Genomic DNA, 16,418 nt, shown 5'->3' with positions numbered 1-16,418 from the left:
CATGAGCGTCGCGGTGCGGGACCGGCCGCTGGTGCTCGGCACCGGCCACGGCGGCATGCCCGCGCGGCGGGCGGTGGCGCGGTGGGCCTGGCGGCTGTTCCGGCGCGAATGGCGCCAGCAGCTGATCGTCCTGGCGCTGCTGGCCCTGGCCGTGGCGGCCACCACCGCCGGCCTCGGCATCGCCACGAGCGCCCCGTCGGAGGCGGCGATCTTCGGCACCGCCGATCACCTGGTGACGCTCGAGGGCACCGGCGACCGGATCGCGTCCGGCGTCGCCACGCTGCGCGGCTCGTTCGGCACCGTCGACGTCATCGAGCACACCAAGCACATCGCGGTGCCCGGCTCGGCCAACGGCATCGACCTGCGCGCCCAGGACCCGCGCGGGGTGTACGGCGGGACGATGCTGCGCCTCGACGAGGGCCACTGGCCGCAGGGGCCCGGCGAGGTCGCCGTCACCGGCCGCGCGGCGAGCCTGCTCGGCCTGCACCTCGGCGGCCCCTGGAACCAGGACGGCCGGGCGCGGACCGTCGTGGGCGTGGTCGAGAACCCGTGGAACCTGCGGGACACGTTCGCCCTCGTGGCGCCGGGGCAGACGGCCGCCGTCGACCACGTCGACGTGCTGCTGCGGGTGTCCTCGGACGAGTACCGGGCCGGGGCGCGGCCGCCCGGCGCGTCGACCCAGCTCCGCTCGGACGGCAACGGCACCGCCCAGGTGATGGTGCTCATGCTCGCCACGATCGGGCTGGTGTTCGTCAGCCTGCTGGCGGGCGCCGGGTTCACCGTGATGGCCCAGCGGCGGCTGCGGGCCCTCGGCATGCTCGGCGCGATCGGCGCGAGCCACCGGCACGTCCGGCTGGCGCTGCTGGCCAACGGCGCGGTCGTCGGCGCCGCCGGCTCGCTCGCCGGCGCCGTCCTGGGCAGCGCCGGCTGGATCGCGCTGAGCCCGCTGCTGGAGACGCCGCTCGGGCACCGCATCGACCGGTTCGCGCTGCCCTGGACGACGGTCCTGCTGGCCGTGCTGCTGGCGATCGTCGCGGCCGTCGCCGCCGCGTGGTGGCCGGCCCGGGCGGCCGCCCGCGTGCCGGTCGTGGCCGCGCTCTCCGCCCGTCCGGCCTCGCCCCGCCCGGCCCACCGGTTCGCGGCCCTCGGCGTCGTCCTGCTGGCGGCCGGCCTGACCGCGCTGTACCTGGCCCAGCAGACGAAGCCGCCGTTCATCATCGGCGGCGTGCTCGCCACGGCGGTGGCCCTGCTGCTGCTCGCCCCGGTCGGTATCGCCGCCGTCGGGCGCCTGGCCCGGCGGGCACCCCTGGCGCCCCGGCTGGCGATGCGGGACCTGACCCGGTACCGCTCCCGGTCCAGCGCCGCGCTGGCCGCGATCGCGCTCGCCGTCGGCATCGCCGCGGTCGTGACCCTCGGCGCCGCCGTCACCGTGGCCAAGGCCGCCGCGCCCACGGGCGGCAACCTGCCCCGCGACCAGATCGTCGTGTGGGTGTCGCAGGAGAGGATCTTCGGCCCGGTGCCGGTCGTCGCGCCGGCGGAGGCCGACGCGCTGCGCAAGCAGGCCGATGCGATCGCCGCGGACCTGCACGCCACCGCGACGGTCCCGCTGATGGGCGTCTCCGACCCGAACGTGCCGCTCGAGCGGGGCGGCCGTCCGCCGGTCACGCTGGCCAAGCCCCACGACCCGGGCCCCGGCTCGCCCGGCGGCGTGATGTACAGCAGCGACGACATGATCGGGATCTTCGTCGCCACGCCCGAGCTGCTGGCGTACTACGGCATCGACCCGGCGAGCGTCGACGCCGACGCCGACCTGCTCACGCCGCGGGCGAGCATCGCCGGCTACGACCTGGCCGGCGGCGGCCGCGGCGGTCCCCGCGTCCAGCCGGTCCTGCAGCACGTGACGCTGCCCGACTACGCGTCCCTGCCCAACGTGCTCATCACGGCGCACGGCATGGAGCGGCTGCACTACGCCGCGGTCCCCCTCGGCTGGCTCGTCGACGCGCCCGGCGCGCTGACCACGGCCCAGCTCGACAAGGCCACCCAGACCGCCGCCGCGGGCGGGCTCAGCGTCGAGTCGCGCCCGACCGGGGGCGACGAGGCCCGGCTGGCCGACCAGGTCACCGCGGCCGGCATCGCGCTCGCGCTGGGCGTGCTCGCCATGACGGTCGGCCTGATCCGCAGCGAGACGGCCCGGGACCTGCGCACCCTGACGGCGGCCGGGGCCCGGCGCGGCACCCGGCGCGCCCTCACCGCGGCGACGGCCGGGGCCCTGGCCCTGTGCGGGGCGGTCATCGGCACCGGGTGCGCGTACCTGGCGATGCTGGCCTGGTACCACCGGGAGGCGCACTGGCTGGGCCATCCGCCGCTGCTCAACCTGGCGGCGATCCTGGTCGGGCTACCGGTGGTCGCGTACCTCGGCGGCTGGCTCCTGGTCGGCCGGGAGGCGCGCGGCATCGCCCGCCAGGCGCTGGAGTGATCCGAGCCGCCGGCGGCCCGGCGACGGCGTGAACACGGGGCGCAGCGCGGCGCCGACGCCGGCGAGGACCGATCCGGCGAGCAGCCAGCCACCCAGCACGTCGGTCGGCCAGTGGGCGGTCAGCGCCACGCGGCTGATGCCGACCAGCCCGGCCCACCCCGCGGCGGCGCCGACCAGCGCCGCCCGGGCCCGGGGGCCCGGCATCAGCCGCCAGAGCAGCACGACGACGATCCCGGCGGCCACGGTCGCCGAGGTCGTGTGCCCCGACGGGTAGGCCCAGCCGGCCGTGGCGGTGAGCCGCTCGGCCGGCCGGGGCCGGTGCACCAGCGCCAGTACCGTGAGCCGGGCCGCGGTCGCGACCGCCGAGGCGCCGAGCAGGAAGGCGAGCCCGGCCCGGTCGCGGCGGGCGAGCGCGAACAGCACCCCGACCGGCAGGGCGATCAGCAGCACGGCGGTGTCGGCGCTGTGGGTGACGGCGGACATGACGGTACGCCAGGCGTGATGCCCGGTCGCGAACCGCAGGGCGGCCCCGCTGACCGCGGCGTCCCCGCGCACCAGCGGGCCGAAGCGCACGGCGACGAGCCCGGTCAGCGTGGCGAAGGCCAGCGCGAGGACAACGGCGACGGCCCGCCGATCGACCGCCTTCTCAACAATGGCGTGAATACGGCAAGCGTAACTCCGACATGCTGTAGTTGGTACCTATCGAGGATGTGTCCGGCGCGCCGCGTAGACCACGTTCACCGCCCACGGCGCGCTGCCCGGCACGCGGCCGGCGAGGGTGTCCAGCGCCGGGGCGGCCCGGCGCAGCCCCGGCCGCTCGTACCAGCCGGGGGTCAGCATCGAGAACCCGCGCCCCTTCTGAAACGCATCTGCGTAGCTGTCGTCCACCGTTTCACCAACGGCCGGAACGGTATCGCGGTGCGGGTCACCGCGCCTCTGACACAATTCTTATCTTCATATTTCCCTCAGGTGCCCGGGTCGGCCGGGAGCGTCACCGTGACCCGCAGGCCGCCGCCCGGGTTGGGCCGGGCCTGGACCGTCCCGCCGTGGATCTCGGCGATCGCGGCGACGATCGTCAGGCCCAGGCCGAAGCCGTCCGCGCTGGTCCGCTCGTGCAGGCGGCGGAACGGCTGGAACAGCGCCCCGACCGACTCCGGGGTCACCATCGGACCCCGGTTGGCGATCTCCAGCCGGACGTGTCCGTCCACCGTGGAGGTCGTGAGCCACACGTCGCCGCCGGGCTCGTTGTACCGCACCGCGTTGTCCACGAGGTTCGCGGCGAGCCGTTCCAGGAGGATCGGGTCGCCGAGCGTGGTGGCCGGCTCCAGCGCCAGGTGGGTCCGGCGGTCGCGCAGGTCGATGCCGTCGAGGGCGTCCTCGGCCACCGTGGCGAGGTCGGTCGGTTCGCTGACGGCCGGCCCGCCGTTGCTGCGGGCCAGGGTCAGCAGCGCCTCGATCAGCATCTCGGCGTGCTCGACGGCGGCCCGCACGTCGCGGGCCATGCCGATCAGCTCGGCCTCGGTCGCGTGCGGCTTGGCCAGCACCACGTCGACGCTGGTGCGCATGACGGTGAGGGGCGTGCGCAGCTCGTGGCTGGCGTTGGCGATGAACTGCCGCTGCCCCTCGAACGAGCGCTGGAGCCGGTCGAGCATCCCGTCGAACGTGTCGGCGAGCTCGCGCAGCTCGTCGCGCGGGCCGCCGAGGGCCACCCGGGCCGACAGGTTGTGCTCGGTGGCGGCCCGTGCGGCCGCGGTGAGCCGGTGCACCGGGCGCAGCACCCGCCCGGCGACGAACCAGCCGGCCACGGCGGCCAGCAGCGTCGCGGCGCCGAGGCTCAGCCCCGACTGCCACAGCAGCGAGTCGAGGGTGGCGTCGCGCTGCGACTCGACGCCGGCGATGACGCCCTCCTCGTAGGCCCGCTGGCACTTGTTGCGCAGGTTCTGGTCCTCGGTCGGCTGCCCGTTGAGGATGCGCTTGCAGGCGTCGATGAACTCCTGCGGCGGCACGTCGGTCTGGCCGGCCGGAGTGCTCTTGCCCGGCTTGTCGGCGGTCCCGATGGCGGCCGGCTGCTGCAGGCTCGCGGCGAGCAGCCCGTAGGTGATGGCGACGAGGGCGACGCCGCACAGCGCGAACAGCAGCGTGTACAGCAGCGTCAGGCGGACGCGGACGGTGAGTCGGGGGCGTCTCACATCCGGTAGCCCTTGCCGACGACGGTCTCGATGAGCGGCGGGGCGCCGAGCTTGCGCCGCAGGCGGGTCAGCGTGACCGAGACGATGTTGCTGAACGGGTCGACGTGGGCGTCCCAGACGTGCTCGAGGAGTTCCTCGGCGCTGACCACCGCGCCGTCGGCGGCGACGAGCATCTCCAGCACGCCGAACTCCTTGCGCGTCAGCGACAGCGGCCGCCCGGCGCGGCTGGCCCGGTGCCGGGCCCGGTCGACGGTGAGGTCGCCGCGGCGCACGACCGGCGGTGCCGACGGGGCCCGCCGGGCCAGGGCCCGCACCCGGGCGACGAGCTCGTGGAAGGCGAACGGCTTGCCGAGGTAGTCGTCGGCGCCGAGCTCCAGCCCGTCGACGCGGTCGTCGACCCCGGACGCGGCGGTCAGCATGAGGATGCGTGCGCCGTCGACGGCGGCCAGGGCGCGGCACACCTGGTCGCCGTGCACGACCGGCAGGTCGCGGTCGAGCACGACGACGTCGTAGCCGGTCTCCGCCGCGCGGGCGAGGGCGGCGCCGCCGTCGTGCACGACGTCGACCGCCATGCCCGCGTCGCGCAGCCCCTCGCCGATCCGCGCGGCAAGCGTGGCGTGATCCTCGACCACCAGCACCCGCATGCCGCCCATTGTGCGCCGCCGCGCATGACATCCGTCCGACATGGCGGGTAGCGCCCGTGTCACGGGCCCGCGCGTAGATGTGGTGGGCATGAGAATCGGACTGCTCACCGTCGCGGCGCTGAGCCTCGCGGCGCTTACCGCATGCAGCTCCAGTTCGTCGCCCGGCGTACCGAGTCTGGGCGGGACCGGGCAGGCGACGGGCACGGCCGCCGGCGGGTGCCTCAGCGCCTCCGCCGGCCTCGACCAGCTCACCCAGGGGGAAGGCCTCCAGCCCGGCGACGACGGCGGCAAGGGCGGCGCGAAGCCCTCGGGCGCCCCGGCGCAATCCGGCGTCCCCCAAACTTCCGGCGGCGACGACCTGGGCTACCAGCCGACGTGTCCCGGGGCGACCGGCGACGCGCGCAAGAACGCCCTGCACGCCGCGGCCGAGTGCATCCGCCAGCACGGCATCCCGACGTACAAGGACCCGGTCCTCACCGCCGACGGCCACGTGTTCACCGATGCGCGCAGCCTGCACGACGCCGAGGAGACCGCCGTCCTGGCGGCCGCGGACGCGTGCAAGGACCTGATCGTCACCGCGCAGCTCGTGCCCGACGGGCAGGCGCCCGCGCCGCCGAAGCTGGTCCAGGCCGGCGTGAAGTCGGCGCAGTGCATGCGCGCCAACGGCCTGCCGAACTTCCGGGACCCGAACGCCAACGACCTCTTCACGCCCGGCCACGGGTTCGGCATGCACCCCGAGGACCTGCCCGGGGACAAGAGCGACCCGACGGTACAGCACGCGCTCGAGACGTGCCGCCCGATCCTCGAGGCCGAGGCCCGCGCCTCCAGCCTGGGGAGCCTGGCGGAATGAACCGGCGCACGCTCATGACGACGACGGCCGCCGCGGTCGTCGTGACCGCGACCGGCGGCTGGTTCACCTGGCGCTACCCGGGCGGGTCGAGCCCGGCCGCGGCCGAGGTGCCCACCACGACGGCGAAGGTGCGGCGGACCGACCTGTCGACCAGCACGCAGGTGTCGGGCGCGCTGGGGTACCGCGGCGACTACAGCGTGGTCGCCCAGGGCGCCGGCGGCACCGTCACCGCCCTGCCCGACCCGGGCACGGTGGTCAACCGCAACGACGCGGTCTACGAGGTGGACAACCGCCCGGTGCGGCTGTTCTTCGCCGACCGCCCCGCCTTCCGCCCGTTCGAGTCCGGCATGACGGCCGGCCCGGACGTGCGGGCGCTAAAGGAGAACCTCAAGGCCCTCGGTTACCTCGCCTCCGCCGACGGTACCTTCACCGCCGCCACGGCCACCGCGATCCGCCGCTGGCAGCGGGCGACCGGCCAGACCGTCACCGGCCGCGTCGAACTGGGCGAGGTCGTGTTCCAGCCCGGCGCGATCCGGGTCAACGTGGTCACCGCCAAGCTCGCCGTGGAGGTCCACGGCGGCGAGCCGGTGCTGACCGCGACGTCGACCACGGCCGTGGTGACGATCAACGTGCCCGCGGGCCAGACCTACCTCGTGCACCCGGGCGACACGGTGAGCATCACGCTGCCGGACCGCCGGAAGGTCGACGGCAAGGTGGCGTTCCTGTCGCCGGTGGCCGACCAGCCGCAGCAGCAACAGCAGGACCCGGGCCGCGGGGGGCCCGTGCTCGTGCCCGGCATCGTCACCCTGGACAACCCGCAGCTGGGCACCAACCTCGACCGGGCGCCGGTCCAGGTCGCCATCACCGACGCGTCGGTCACCGGCGTCCTGGCGGTGCCGATCACCGCCCTGGTCGCGCTGGCCGGCGGGGGGTTCGGCGTCTACCGGCGCAACGGCGCCGAGCGCACCCTGGTCGGCGTCACCCCCGGGCTGTTCTCCGACACCCTCGTCGAGGTGAAGGGCGACGGCCTGCACGAGGGCGACGACGTGGAGGTGCCGTCATCGTGACCGCCGCCCTCGAACTGCACGGCGTCGCCAAGACCTACCCGCCGCCGACGACCGTGACCGCACTGTCCGATGTGGACCTCGTGGTCGAGCACGGCGAGACGGTCGCCATCACCGGTGCGTCCGGGGCCGGAAAGTCGACGCTGCTGAGCATCCTGGGCACGCTGGAGCGGCCCACCGCGGGCACGGTCCGCGTCGCCGGTGCCGACACGTCGAGCATGTCCGACTCGGAGCTGTCCGGCGTGCGGGCGTGGCACATCGGCTTCGTGTTCCAGCAGTTCTACCTGCTCGACCACCTCACGGTGCTGGACAACGTGGCGACCGGCCTCATGTATCGGGGGATGCCGGCCGGCACGAGGCGGGAGCGTGCCGCCGCGGCGCTGGAGCGCGTCGGGCTGGAGGGCCGGATGCGCCACCGGCCGGCCCAGCTCTCCGGCGGCGAGCGGCAGCGGGTCGCGATCGCCCGGGCGGTCGTCGGCGGGCCGGCGGTCCTGCTCGCCGACGAGCCGACCGGCAACCTCGACCGCGCCAACGGCCACGAGGTCATCGCGCTGCTCGCGGGGCTGCGCGACACCACGGTCGTGCTCATCACCCACAACGGCGAGGTCGCGGCGGCGATGCGGCGGCAGGTCCAGCTGCAGGACGGGCGGGTCGTGCACGACTCGGGGGCCGCCGCGTGAGCGGTCCGGAGCGGAGCGGAGGGGCCGTGAACCAGGGGCACAGTGTTGTCGCGCCGTTGCCGGAGCTTGCGGAGGCGGCGGCGAGCGGTCCGGAGCGGAGCGGAGGGGCCGTGAACCAGGGGCACAGTGTTGTCGCGCCGTTGCCGGAGCTTGCGGAGGCGGCGGCGAGCGGTCCGGAGCGGAGCGGAGGGGCCGTGAACCAGGGGCACAGTGTTGTCGCGCCGTTCCCGGAGCTTGCGGAGGCGGCGGCGAGCGGTCCGGAGCGGAGCGGAGGGGCCGTGAACCAGGGGCACAGTGTTGTCGCGCCGTTGCCGGAGCTTGCGGAGGCGGCGGCGAGCGGTCCGGAGCGGAGCGGAGGGGCCGTGAACCAGGGGCACAGTGTGGAGCTCATGCCGGTGCCGGAGCTTGCGGAGGCGGCGGCATGAGGGCGCGCAGCCGTCTGCGGGCCGGCGATGCCCTGGCCGTCGGTACCGTCGGCCTGCGCGCCCGCCGCGTCCGCTCGACGCTGTCGGCGCTGGGCATCGCGATCGCCATCGCCGCGCTGGTCGCGGTGCTGGGCGTCGCCGAGTCCTCGAAGCAGCAGCTGCTGGACGAGCTCGGCCGGCAGGGCAACCTGCTCACCGTCGCCACCGGGCAGACGTTCGACGGCCGCCCGACCCCGCTGCCGATCACCGCGCAGACGATGATCGCCCGCATCCCGCCGGTGCTGGCCACGACCGCGGTCGGCAACGTCGACGGCGCCACGGTACGGCGCACCGACCGGATCCCGCCGCAGAACACCAACGGCATCAACGTGCTGGCCGCGCAGGCGTCGCTGCCGGACACGCTGTCGGCGCGGGTCCTGCGCGGCAGCTACTTCGGGCCGCTCGCCGAGCGGTACCCGGAGACCGTGCTCGGGTACTCCGCCGCGCAGAGCCTCGGCATCGACCGGCTCACCGAGCAGACCCAGGTCTTCATCGCCGGGCGGTACTTCACCGTGGTCGGGGTCCTCGACCAGGTGGGCATCGCCCCCGAGATCGACACCGCGGCGCTGATCAGTTTCGGCGTCGCCGACCAGCTGTTCGGCCTGGGCGGCGTGCCGACCCGCATCTACGTGCGGGTCGACCCCGACCACGTGCCGGCGGTGGCGGCGGTCCTGGGCCCGACGGCGTCGCCGGAGAACGCCCGGGACGTGCAGGTGCAGCGCCCGTCCGACGTGCTGCTGGCCCGGATCAAGGCCAAGGACGCGTTCGTCGGGCTGTTCCTCGGCCTCGGCGCCATCGCGCTGCTCGTGGCCGGGGTCGGCATCGCGAACATCATGGTGATCTCGGTGCTGGAGCGGCGGGCCGAGATCGGGCTGCGGCGGGCCCTCGGCGCGCGCCGGCGCGACGTGGCCGCGCAGTTCCTGCTCGAGTCGGCGCTGCTGGCGGTCATCGGCGGGGTGGCCGGCATCGGGCTGGGGGTGCTGGCGACGGCGGTCGCCGCCCACACGGCCGGCAACCCGGTGGCGATCCCGCCCCAGGCCCCCCTCGCGGGGCTCGTCGCGGCGCTGCTCGTGGGCGCGCTGGCCGGCCTGTACCCGGCCGCGCGGGCGTCGCGGCTGCCCCCCGCCGACGCTTTGCGCACGCTATGACCTATCACCCGAGGGTATATACGCGGTGTATATCCGTGGTGTATGTTCGGCGGCATGAGCGTTCCTCTCACGCTGCTGGGCCTGCTCGAGCGCGAGCCGAGCCACGGCTACGACCTCAAGCGGGACTACGACATGTTCTTCGGCCGCGGCCGTCCGCTGCCGTTCGGTCAGGTGTACTCGACCCTGGGCCGGCTGGCCCGCGACGGCAAGGTCGTGATCAGCGAGGTCGAGGCGGGGGAGGGGCCGGAGCGGAAGCGGTACGTCATCACCGACCTCGGCGCCACCGAGGTCGACGCGTGGCTGGCCCAGCCGGTGGAGCCCGAGCCGCACCTGCAGACGGTGCTGTTCGCCAAGGTGATGCTGTCGCTGATGCTGGACCGCCCGGCCGGGGAGTACCTCGACACCCAGCGCGCCGCCCACCTGGCGCGGATGCGCCAGCTGCACGACATCAAGAAGGGTGACGACCTGATCGAGGCGTTGCTCGCCGACCACGGCCTGTTCCACCTCGAGGCCGACCTGCGCTGGATCGAGCTCACCGTGGCCCGCCTGGACCACCTCGCCCGGCTGGTGCGCAAATGAGCGCGCTGATCGAGGCCCGCGACATCGTGCTGTCGTTCGGGGAGACCCAGGCGCTGCGCGGGGCGACGTTCGACGCGGAGCCGGGCGAGATCGTGGCCGTCATGGGCCCGTCCGGCTCCGGCAAGACGACCCTGCTGCACTGCCTGGCCGGCATCCTGGTGCCGGAGGCCGGCGAGGTCCGCTTCGACGGCCGGCGCATCGACCGGCTCGGCGAGCATGCGCGCAGCGGCCTGCGCCGGGAGCGCTTCGGGTTCGTGTTCCAGTTCGGCCAGCTCGTGCCCGAGCTGACCGTCGAGGAGAACGTCGCGCTGCCCCTGCTGCTCGGCGGGGCACGGCGCGGCGCGGCCCTGCGCGAGGCCAGCGCCTGGCTCGAGCGGCTCGGCCTGGCCGGGATGGAGGGCCGCCGCTCGGGCGAGCTCTCCGGCGGCCAGGCCCAGCGCGTCGCGCTCGCCCGCGGGATGATCAACCGGCCCCGGGTCCTGTTCGCCGACGAGCCGACGGGCTCGCTCGACTCGCTCACCGGCGAGCAGGTCATGGACCTCATGGTGGCCGCGGCGCGGGAGCACGGTACAACCGTCGTGCTCGTCACCCACGAACCGCGGGTCGCCGTCTATGCCGACCGCGAGGTCATCGTCCGCGACGGCCTCGTGCACGCCCTGGCCGCGGGGCGGGGCCGGTCGTGATCCGTTTCGGTCTGCGCCTCGCCCTGGCCGGCGGGCGGGAGGCGCTGCTGCGGTTCGCGGTCATCGCCGCCGCCGTCGCGCTCGGCACCGGGCTGCTGGTGTCCACGATCGCCGGGCTCCGGGCGGTCGACGCCCAGGCCGGCCGGGCCTCCTGGCTGCGCGGCGAACAGGCCCCCGGCGCCCAGACGGCCGACCCGGTCGTGTGGGCCGGGCGCGAGGACATGTTCGCCGGCACCGGGATGTGGCGCATCGACGTCGGGCTGAAGGGCCCCAACCCGCCGGCCGTGCCGGGCATACCGCGGCTGCCGGACCCGGGGCAGTACTACGTCTCCCGTCCCCTGCACGACCTGATCGCGACCGTCCCGGTCGACCAGCTCGCCGCCCGCTTCCCCGGCCACGAGGCGGGGATCATCGACGCCGACGCGCTGACGTCGCCGGACTCGCTCGTCGCCGTCGTCGGCCGCACCCCCGGCGAGGTCGGCGGGATCCCCCGCGCCCATGAGCTCACCTCCGTCTCCACGGCGCCGCTGAAGATCCCGACCGCCGCCCTCGACCTGGTGCTGTCCGTCGTCGCCGGAGGACTGCTCTTTCCCCTGCTCGTCTTCGTCGGTACCGCCACCCGCCTGTCGGCCGCGCGCCGCGAGCAGCGGTTCGCGGCGATGCGGCTGATCGGCGCCACGCCCCGGCAGGTGACACAGCTGGCCGCCGTGGAAGCGGGCGCCGCCGCGGTCGCCGGCACGATCGTGGGTTTCGCGCTGTTCCCGTTGCTGCGGGCGGCGATGGCGGCGGTACCGATCACCACCGAACGGTTCTTCCCCGACGACCTCTCGCCCGGCCTGGGCATGGGCGTCCTCATCGCGCTCGGCGTCCCGCTCGGCGCCGTCGCCGCCGCCGCGCTCGCCATGCGCCGGGTCCGGATCTCCCCGCTCGGCGTCGCGCGCCAGGTCACCCCGAAGCCCCCGCGCGCGTGGCGGCTGATCCCGGTCGTCGCCGGGCTGGCGGAGCTGGCGTACTTCATCGGCCGTACCCCCGACACCTCCAACGGCCAGACCGCCGCCTTCCTGCCGGGCTTCCTGGTCACCATGGTCGGCCTCGTGATCGCCGGCCCGTGGCTCACCATGACCGGCGCCCGGCTGCTGGCCCGCCGCGCCCGCCGCCTGCCGGCCCTGGTCGCCGCCCGCCGCCTCGCCGACAACCCGCAGGCCGCGTTCCGCGCGATCAGCGGCGTCATGCTGGCCCTGTTCGTCGTGAGCGTCGCGACGGGCGTCATCACCACGATGAACGACGAGCGTGGCGTGCGCTACAGCGACCTGGCCGCGGTGACGCTGGTGCAGTACAGCGGCGACAACAACCTTCCGCAGGACGCACCGGCACGCCTGCGCGGCGTGGAGGGCGTGACCTTCGCGCTCGTCCTGCACGACAACCCCGACAACGGCCCGGGCATGCTGTCGAACATCATCGCGTGCACCGAGCTCGCCCGGATCCCGCAGTACGGCCGCTGCGCCCCCGGCGCCGAGTACGCCACGATCTGGGGCAACCTCGTCGGCTGGGACCGCATCCGCAGCGGCGCGGGCGCCAGGACCGTCTGGCCCACGGTGCCGATCACCGCCGAGCAGGTCGCCGCCCTCCCGTACGACACCATCGTCGTGGGCCTCGACGGCACCGCCGCGGCGGCCGAACGGGCCCGCACCGCACTGGAGCTGGCCTACCCGGTCTTCGAGGTCCCCCCGGCGACCGACCTCGAACGCGGCACCAACTCGCGCTCCCAGATGCAGCTGTTCCAGCGCCTCGCCGACGTCATCATGCTGTTCAGCCTGCCGATCGCGGGCTGCAGCCTGGCCGTGAGCGTGGCCGGCGGCATCGCGGACCGCAAGCGGCCGTTCAGCCTGCTGCGCCTCACGGGGGTACCGCTGCGGGCCCTGCGGCGCGTCGTCGCCCTGGAGTCGGTGGTACCGCTGCTGGCGGCGGCCGTCCTGGCCGGCGCGACGGGCTTCGGCGCGGCCCAGCTGTTCCTGCGCGCGCAGATGGGCTACAACCTGACCGCGCCGAGCCTGTCGTTCTACGCCCTGGTGGCCCTGGGCCTGGCCGTGTCGCTGGCCATCATCGCCGCGACCCTGCCACTGCTGGAGCGCGTGACCGGCCCGGAGACGGCCCGCAACGAGTGAGCGCGTGTGGGCGCCGGGGCAACGGTTTCGCACGTTGCCCCGGCGGCCTACCGACCTGATGCGCGACACCGTGCTGAGGATCTCGTACGGCCTGGGATCAGCTGCCGTATCCGCTTTCGGGGCCTGGGATCTTGTGCGGGTGGACTCAGCGAAGGAGCAGGCGGAGCGCGGCAGCATCGGCGGCGAGCTCGTCCGGTGGCACCTCGTGGTTCGGCCCGTCGGGCAGCGGGCCACCCGGTGCCGGATCGTCCCAGTAGCGGGCCGTCACGTGCGTGTGCAGATGCGGCACGCGGTTGCCCAGCGTCATGTAGTTGATCTTGAGCGGTTCGAAGTGACGCTCGAGCGCCGCGCCCACCCGCAACACCTCGGCCTGAAACCGCGCGGCCTCGTGCACGGGCAGGTGATGCGGATCGATCACATGAGAACCCCGCCAGATGACCACCGCGTATCCCCGCACCATCGCCCGCCGGGCCAGATACGCATCGCTGACGTCGCCCGCATGGATGCGCAACCCCACGTCCGACTCCTGCGGACGTCCCTCCGCGCAGAACCTGCACGCTGTTCCGGCGACTCGCGCCGCCCAGTCTTCGGGCCAACCCATGATCACGAGTATGCCGGACATCGGCGCCGTGCGATGCCCCGACGTGATGCGAAGCAACGCGCGCCGCTGCCGATGTCGCTCCTGTCTGCACGCCGCCGAACGAGTGAGTCGCGGCCCCGCTTTTCAACCCCGACGGCGCGCAACTACGGCAACAAGTCGCGTCCGCAAGACGCCTTGGACCCGGCTCAAATTATTGCTCTTCCTTCCTTGGAAATTTGAAGCTCTTCGCTCTTCGCTTTTTCGGTTGGCATCCGTACGAGCGTCCGACTGCCATGCGCACCGGCGCGGCCCCGTCTCCGCCCGGATTGCCGGGGATACTCGACCAGGCGGCGGCAGCGCTTGCGGCGATGTGCAGCACACCGCCGGCCCGCTCGTGGGCGGCCGTCAGGCGACGGCGGTGTAGGCGGCCGCGAACCACACGGTCGTGAGCGCGGTCGCTCGGACGTTGCCGCCCACCTTGTGCAGCGTCCGGACGACCCGGCGGACGAGGACGCGTGGGACGTGCCGGCCCGGGCCGGCGACCGGTTCCGCCGCGGCGACGACTGCGTGGCGCTGGCCTTCCTGGCCCTGCTGGGTGTCACCATCGCCGTCACCGAGCAGGCCCTGGGCCCGCCCCGCTGTGGCGCCGATTCCGGGCCGAGCCGCCCCCGTCGACGTGACGTGAGGGCGCGGCCGCGGTCGGCGCGACGAATACGTCTGGCGTCAATGTGTCAGGTATTGACAACCTCTTGCGTCCGGGGCAGGAGCACGGCGAGGACCAGCCCGGCCACCGCGAGGACCGCCAGGACCGTGAGCGAGGCCGCGTACGGGTGGCGGCCCGGGTTGGCGTGGGACACGATCACCGAGCCCGCGAGGGCCGTGCCCAGCGACGAGCCCAGGTTCGACGCCGCCCGCGACAGGCCGGAGATGTCGCTCTGGTCGCGGTCCGGGAACGCGGACTGCACCAGGTTCACCGACGGGGTGAGCATCGTGCCGACGCCCAGGCCCGCGAGCAGCAGCCCGGGCAGGGCGCGCCAGACGCCGGGGCCGAGGTTGACCAGGACGAGCAGCAGCGCCATCCCGGCGACGGTGAGGACGAAGCCGGCGACGATCAGGGTGCGCTGGGCGCGACGGCGGGCGAAGCGCTCGGCGGCGGCCGAGGAGATCAGGACGCCGGCCGTCGCCGGGGTGAGCACCAGGCCGGTCATGATGGCGCCGTACCCCTGGCTGTCCTGCAGGTACACCGCGGTCACGAAGAACAGGCCCTGCATCGTCAGCCACTGCACCAGCTGCGTGCCCAGGCCGAGGTTGGCGGCGCGGTTGCCGAACAGCCGCAGGTGCAGCAGGGGCTCGCGGCCGCGGCGTTCGGTGTGGCGCAGGTGCAGCACGAACGCGGCCAGGGTGAGCGCGCCCAGGGCGATCGACGGCCACACCGGGGAGACGCCGCCCTGCGGGATGAGGACGTGCCCGGCGACGACGAAGTCCGTGCGGGCGGCGCCCCAGCCGTACGTGGTGGACTGCAGCACGCCGAGCACCACGAACAGCAGGCCGGCCGCGGACAGCATCGCGCCGGTCACGTCGAACCGCGGCGCCGGGCCGGTGCGGGCGGGGCTCGGCAGGCGCCGGATCAGGACGATGATCCAGGCGATGACGAGGACCTGCAGCAGGAACGACGCCCGCCAGCTGATGAGGCTGGTGATGACGCCGCCGATCAGCGGGCCGGTCGCCGCGCCGAGGGCACCGGCGCCGCTGACGATGCCGAAGTACTTCGCCCGCGTGGCCAGGTCCGGGGACATGACGGTGACCAGGATGTAGATCGGCGGGATCATGAGCGCCGAGCCGACACCCTCCAGCAGCGCGTTGCCGAGGATCATGACGCCGAGGCCGGGGGCGATCGCGGCCAGGAGGGCGCCGGTGCCGTACAGCAGCAGCCCGGCCACGAGGCAGCGCTTCCGGCCCCACACGTCGGTGAGCTTGCTGCCCGGGATCATCAGGGCGGCCATGGTGAGCGTGAAGAGCGTGATGGTCGCCTGCACGCCGAAGACGGTCGTGTCCAGGTCGTGCGCAATGGGGGCGATGGCCACGTTCATTGCCGTGCCGGCGTAGCTGCAGATGTACTGCGCGAGGGCGAGCGGCAGGATCATCGCCCGCACGACGTCCGCGGGCTGGGGGGTCGGCACCCGCCGATTCTCGGCCGGGCCGTCCGCCGCCGGGATCATGCCCGCCGGGTGAGTCGGGCGGCCGGGCCCCGCCGGAGTGTGGGACGTGGGGGTGGGCGTATGGCGACCACGCACTGGCCGCGGCGGCGCTGGACCTCGGCGTTCGCCGAGGACCATCTGCAGGTGCTGATGCTCGGCGTCGTCACGGCGCTGTTCGGGCTGGCGGTGCTGGTGTGGCCGGACGAGACGCTGCGCGTGCTGGGCATCGTGGCCGGCGTCTGGCTGATCGCGCTCGGGGTGATGCGGGCGGTGACGGCGTTCCGCGCGGACAACAGCTCCGGGCGCCGCATGCTCGCCGCGGTGATGGCGGTGGTGCTGCTCGCGGCGGGCATCACGTGCGTGCGCAACGCGGACGGTGGCGTGGTGGTGCTGGCGACGCTGCTCGGCCTGGCCTGGCTGCTGAGCGGCTTCGCCCTGCTGCTGATCGCCATGCCGGCCCGCGACCCGACCCGGGCCTGGCTCAGTGTGCTCGGCTTCCTGTCGGTGCTGATCGGCGTCGCGTTCATGCTCTGGCCGGGCCCGTCGCTGACGACCCTGGTGCTGATCAGCGGCATCGGCGCCGTGGCCGTGGGCGCCGGCGAGGTCGCCTTCGCCCTGCGGCTGCGCGCCGCCCGCGCCCGGCCGGACGTGCCCCTGCGGACGTGACGCCGGCATCTTTTACTTGCGGGTCTGGAAAG

At 74.4% G+C, this 16,418-nt stretch carries 15 protein-coding genes; 9 read left to right on the top strand and 6 right to left on the bottom strand.

The genetic code is table 11. The features are described from left to right. The first annotated feature begins 1 nt into the window (after window position 1). On the top strand, window positions 2-2,476 hold the full coding sequence (locus ACPPVO_RS36840) for an FtsX-like permease family protein (RefSeq protein WP_426503173.1): 2,475 nt from the start codon (window positions 2-4) through the stop codon (window positions 2,474-2,476). Here the strand turns inward: ACPPVO_RS36840 and ACPPVO_RS36835 are convergent. The 4 genes from ACPPVO_RS36835 to ACPPVO_RS36820 form a co-directional block, all read right to left on the bottom strand. Beyond that, window positions 2,396-3,049, bottom strand: coding sequence for a phosphatase PAP2 family protein (locus ACPPVO_RS36835; RefSeq protein WP_426503172.1), 654 nt, complete (start codon window positions 3,047-3,049; stop codon window positions 2,396-2,398). The genes ACPPVO_RS36840 and ACPPVO_RS36835 overlap by 81 nt on opposite strands. A gap of 126 nt (window positions 3,050-3,175) precedes the next feature. Next, the gene (locus ACPPVO_RS36830) at window positions 3,176-3,364 is read right to left on the bottom strand and encodes a hypothetical protein (RefSeq protein WP_426503171.1); all 189 of its coding nucleotides are present in this window, start codon (window positions 3,362-3,364) and stop codon (window positions 3,176-3,178) included. Window positions 3,365-3,441: 77 nt separating this feature from the next. Beyond that, complete coding sequence (locus ACPPVO_RS36825) at window positions 3,442-4,665, bottom strand: HAMP domain-containing sensor histidine kinase (RefSeq protein ID WP_426503169.1); 1,224 nt, start codon at window positions 4,663-4,665, stop codon at window positions 3,442-3,444. Beyond that, on the bottom strand, window positions 4,662-5,309 hold the full coding sequence (locus tag ACPPVO_RS36820; protein WP_426503168.1) for a response regulator transcription factor: 648 nt from the start codon (window positions 5,307-5,309) through the stop codon (window positions 4,662-4,664). The genes ACPPVO_RS36825 and ACPPVO_RS36820 overlap by 4 nt, the downstream gene beginning before the upstream one ends. Before the next feature lie 88 nt (window positions 5,310-5,397). Between ACPPVO_RS36820 and ACPPVO_RS36815 the strand changes: the two genes are divergently transcribed. The 7 genes from ACPPVO_RS36815 to ACPPVO_RS36785 all read left to right on the top strand — a co-directional run bounded on the left by ACPPVO_RS36815 (window position 5,398) and on the right by ACPPVO_RS36785 (window position 12,942). Beyond that, window positions 5,398-6,159 (top strand): hypothetical protein, encoded by a 762-nt coding sequence (locus tag ACPPVO_RS36815; RefSeq protein ID WP_426503166.1) that lies wholly within the window; start codon window positions 5,398-5,400, stop codon window positions 6,157-6,159. Then, entirely contained in the window at window positions 6,156-7,226 is a 1,071-nt protein-coding gene (locus ACPPVO_RS36810) for a peptidoglycan-binding protein (protein ID WP_426503165.1), read from the top strand. The genes ACPPVO_RS36815 and ACPPVO_RS36810 overlap by 4 nt, the downstream gene beginning before the upstream one ends. Further along, the gene (locus tag ACPPVO_RS36805) at window positions 7,223-7,903 is read left to right on the top strand and encodes an ABC transporter ATP-binding protein (RefSeq protein ID WP_426503164.1); all 681 of its coding nucleotides are present in this window, start codon (window positions 7,223-7,225) and stop codon (window positions 7,901-7,903) included. The genes ACPPVO_RS36810 and ACPPVO_RS36805 overlap by 4 nt, the downstream gene beginning before the upstream one ends. A gap of 421 nt (window positions 7,904-8,324) precedes the next feature. Beyond that, window positions 8,325-9,515 (top strand): ABC transporter permease, encoded by a 1,191-nt coding sequence (locus ACPPVO_RS36800; protein ID WP_426503163.1) that lies wholly within the window; start codon window positions 8,325-8,327, stop codon window positions 9,513-9,515. Window positions 9,516-9,569: 54 nt separating this feature from the next. Beyond that, window positions 9,570-10,094 carry a PadR family transcriptional regulator gene (locus tag ACPPVO_RS36795; protein ID WP_360392685.1) on the top strand — a complete coding sequence of 175 codons (525 nt, stop codon included), beginning with the start codon at window positions 9,570-9,572 and terminating at the stop codon, window positions 10,092-10,094. Then, window positions 10,091-10,777: an ABC transporter ATP-binding protein gene (locus ACPPVO_RS36790; RefSeq protein ID WP_426503161.1), complete on the top strand. Its 687-nt coding sequence runs from the start codon at window positions 10,091-10,093 to the stop codon at window positions 10,775-10,777. The genes ACPPVO_RS36795 and ACPPVO_RS36790 overlap by 4 nt, the downstream gene beginning before the upstream one ends. Further along, entirely contained in the window at window positions 10,774-12,942 is a 2,169-nt protein-coding gene (locus ACPPVO_RS36785) for an FtsX-like permease family protein (RefSeq protein WP_426503160.1), read from the top strand. The genes ACPPVO_RS36790 and ACPPVO_RS36785 overlap by 4 nt, the downstream gene beginning before the upstream one ends. Before the next feature lie 145 nt (window positions 12,943-13,087). On the opposite strand, the gene ACPPVO_RS36780 is transcribed toward ACPPVO_RS36785, so the two are convergent. Both ACPPVO_RS36780 and ACPPVO_RS36775 read right to left on the bottom strand, forming a co-directional pair. Beyond that, a complete protein-coding gene (locus tag ACPPVO_RS36780; protein ID WP_426503159.1) occupies window positions 13,088-13,459 on the bottom strand; it encodes an HIT family protein in 372 nt (123 codons plus the stop codon). Window positions 13,460-14,253: 794 nt separating this feature from the next. Next, on the bottom strand, window positions 14,254-15,702 hold the full coding sequence (locus ACPPVO_RS36775) for an MFS transporter (RefSeq protein ID WP_426503157.1): 1,449 nt from the start codon (window positions 15,700-15,702) through the stop codon (window positions 14,254-14,256). A gap of 99 nt (window positions 15,703-15,801) precedes the next feature. On the opposite strand from ACPPVO_RS36775, the gene ACPPVO_RS36770 reads away from it, so the two are divergent. Next, entirely contained in the window at window positions 15,802-16,386 is a 585-nt protein-coding gene (locus ACPPVO_RS36770) for an HdeD family acid-resistance protein (RefSeq protein ID WP_426503156.1), read from the top strand. Window positions 16,387-16,418 lie beyond the last annotated feature (32 nt).

Source organism: Dactylosporangium sp. McL0621 (assembly GCF_049995355.1).
Taxonomy (GTDB): Bacteria; Actinomycetota; Actinomycetes; order Mycobacteriales; family Micromonosporaceae; genus Dactylosporangium.
The sequence above is the reverse complement of the archived record's forward strand: the minus strand, read 5'-3'. Positions and strand labels throughout refer to the sequence as shown.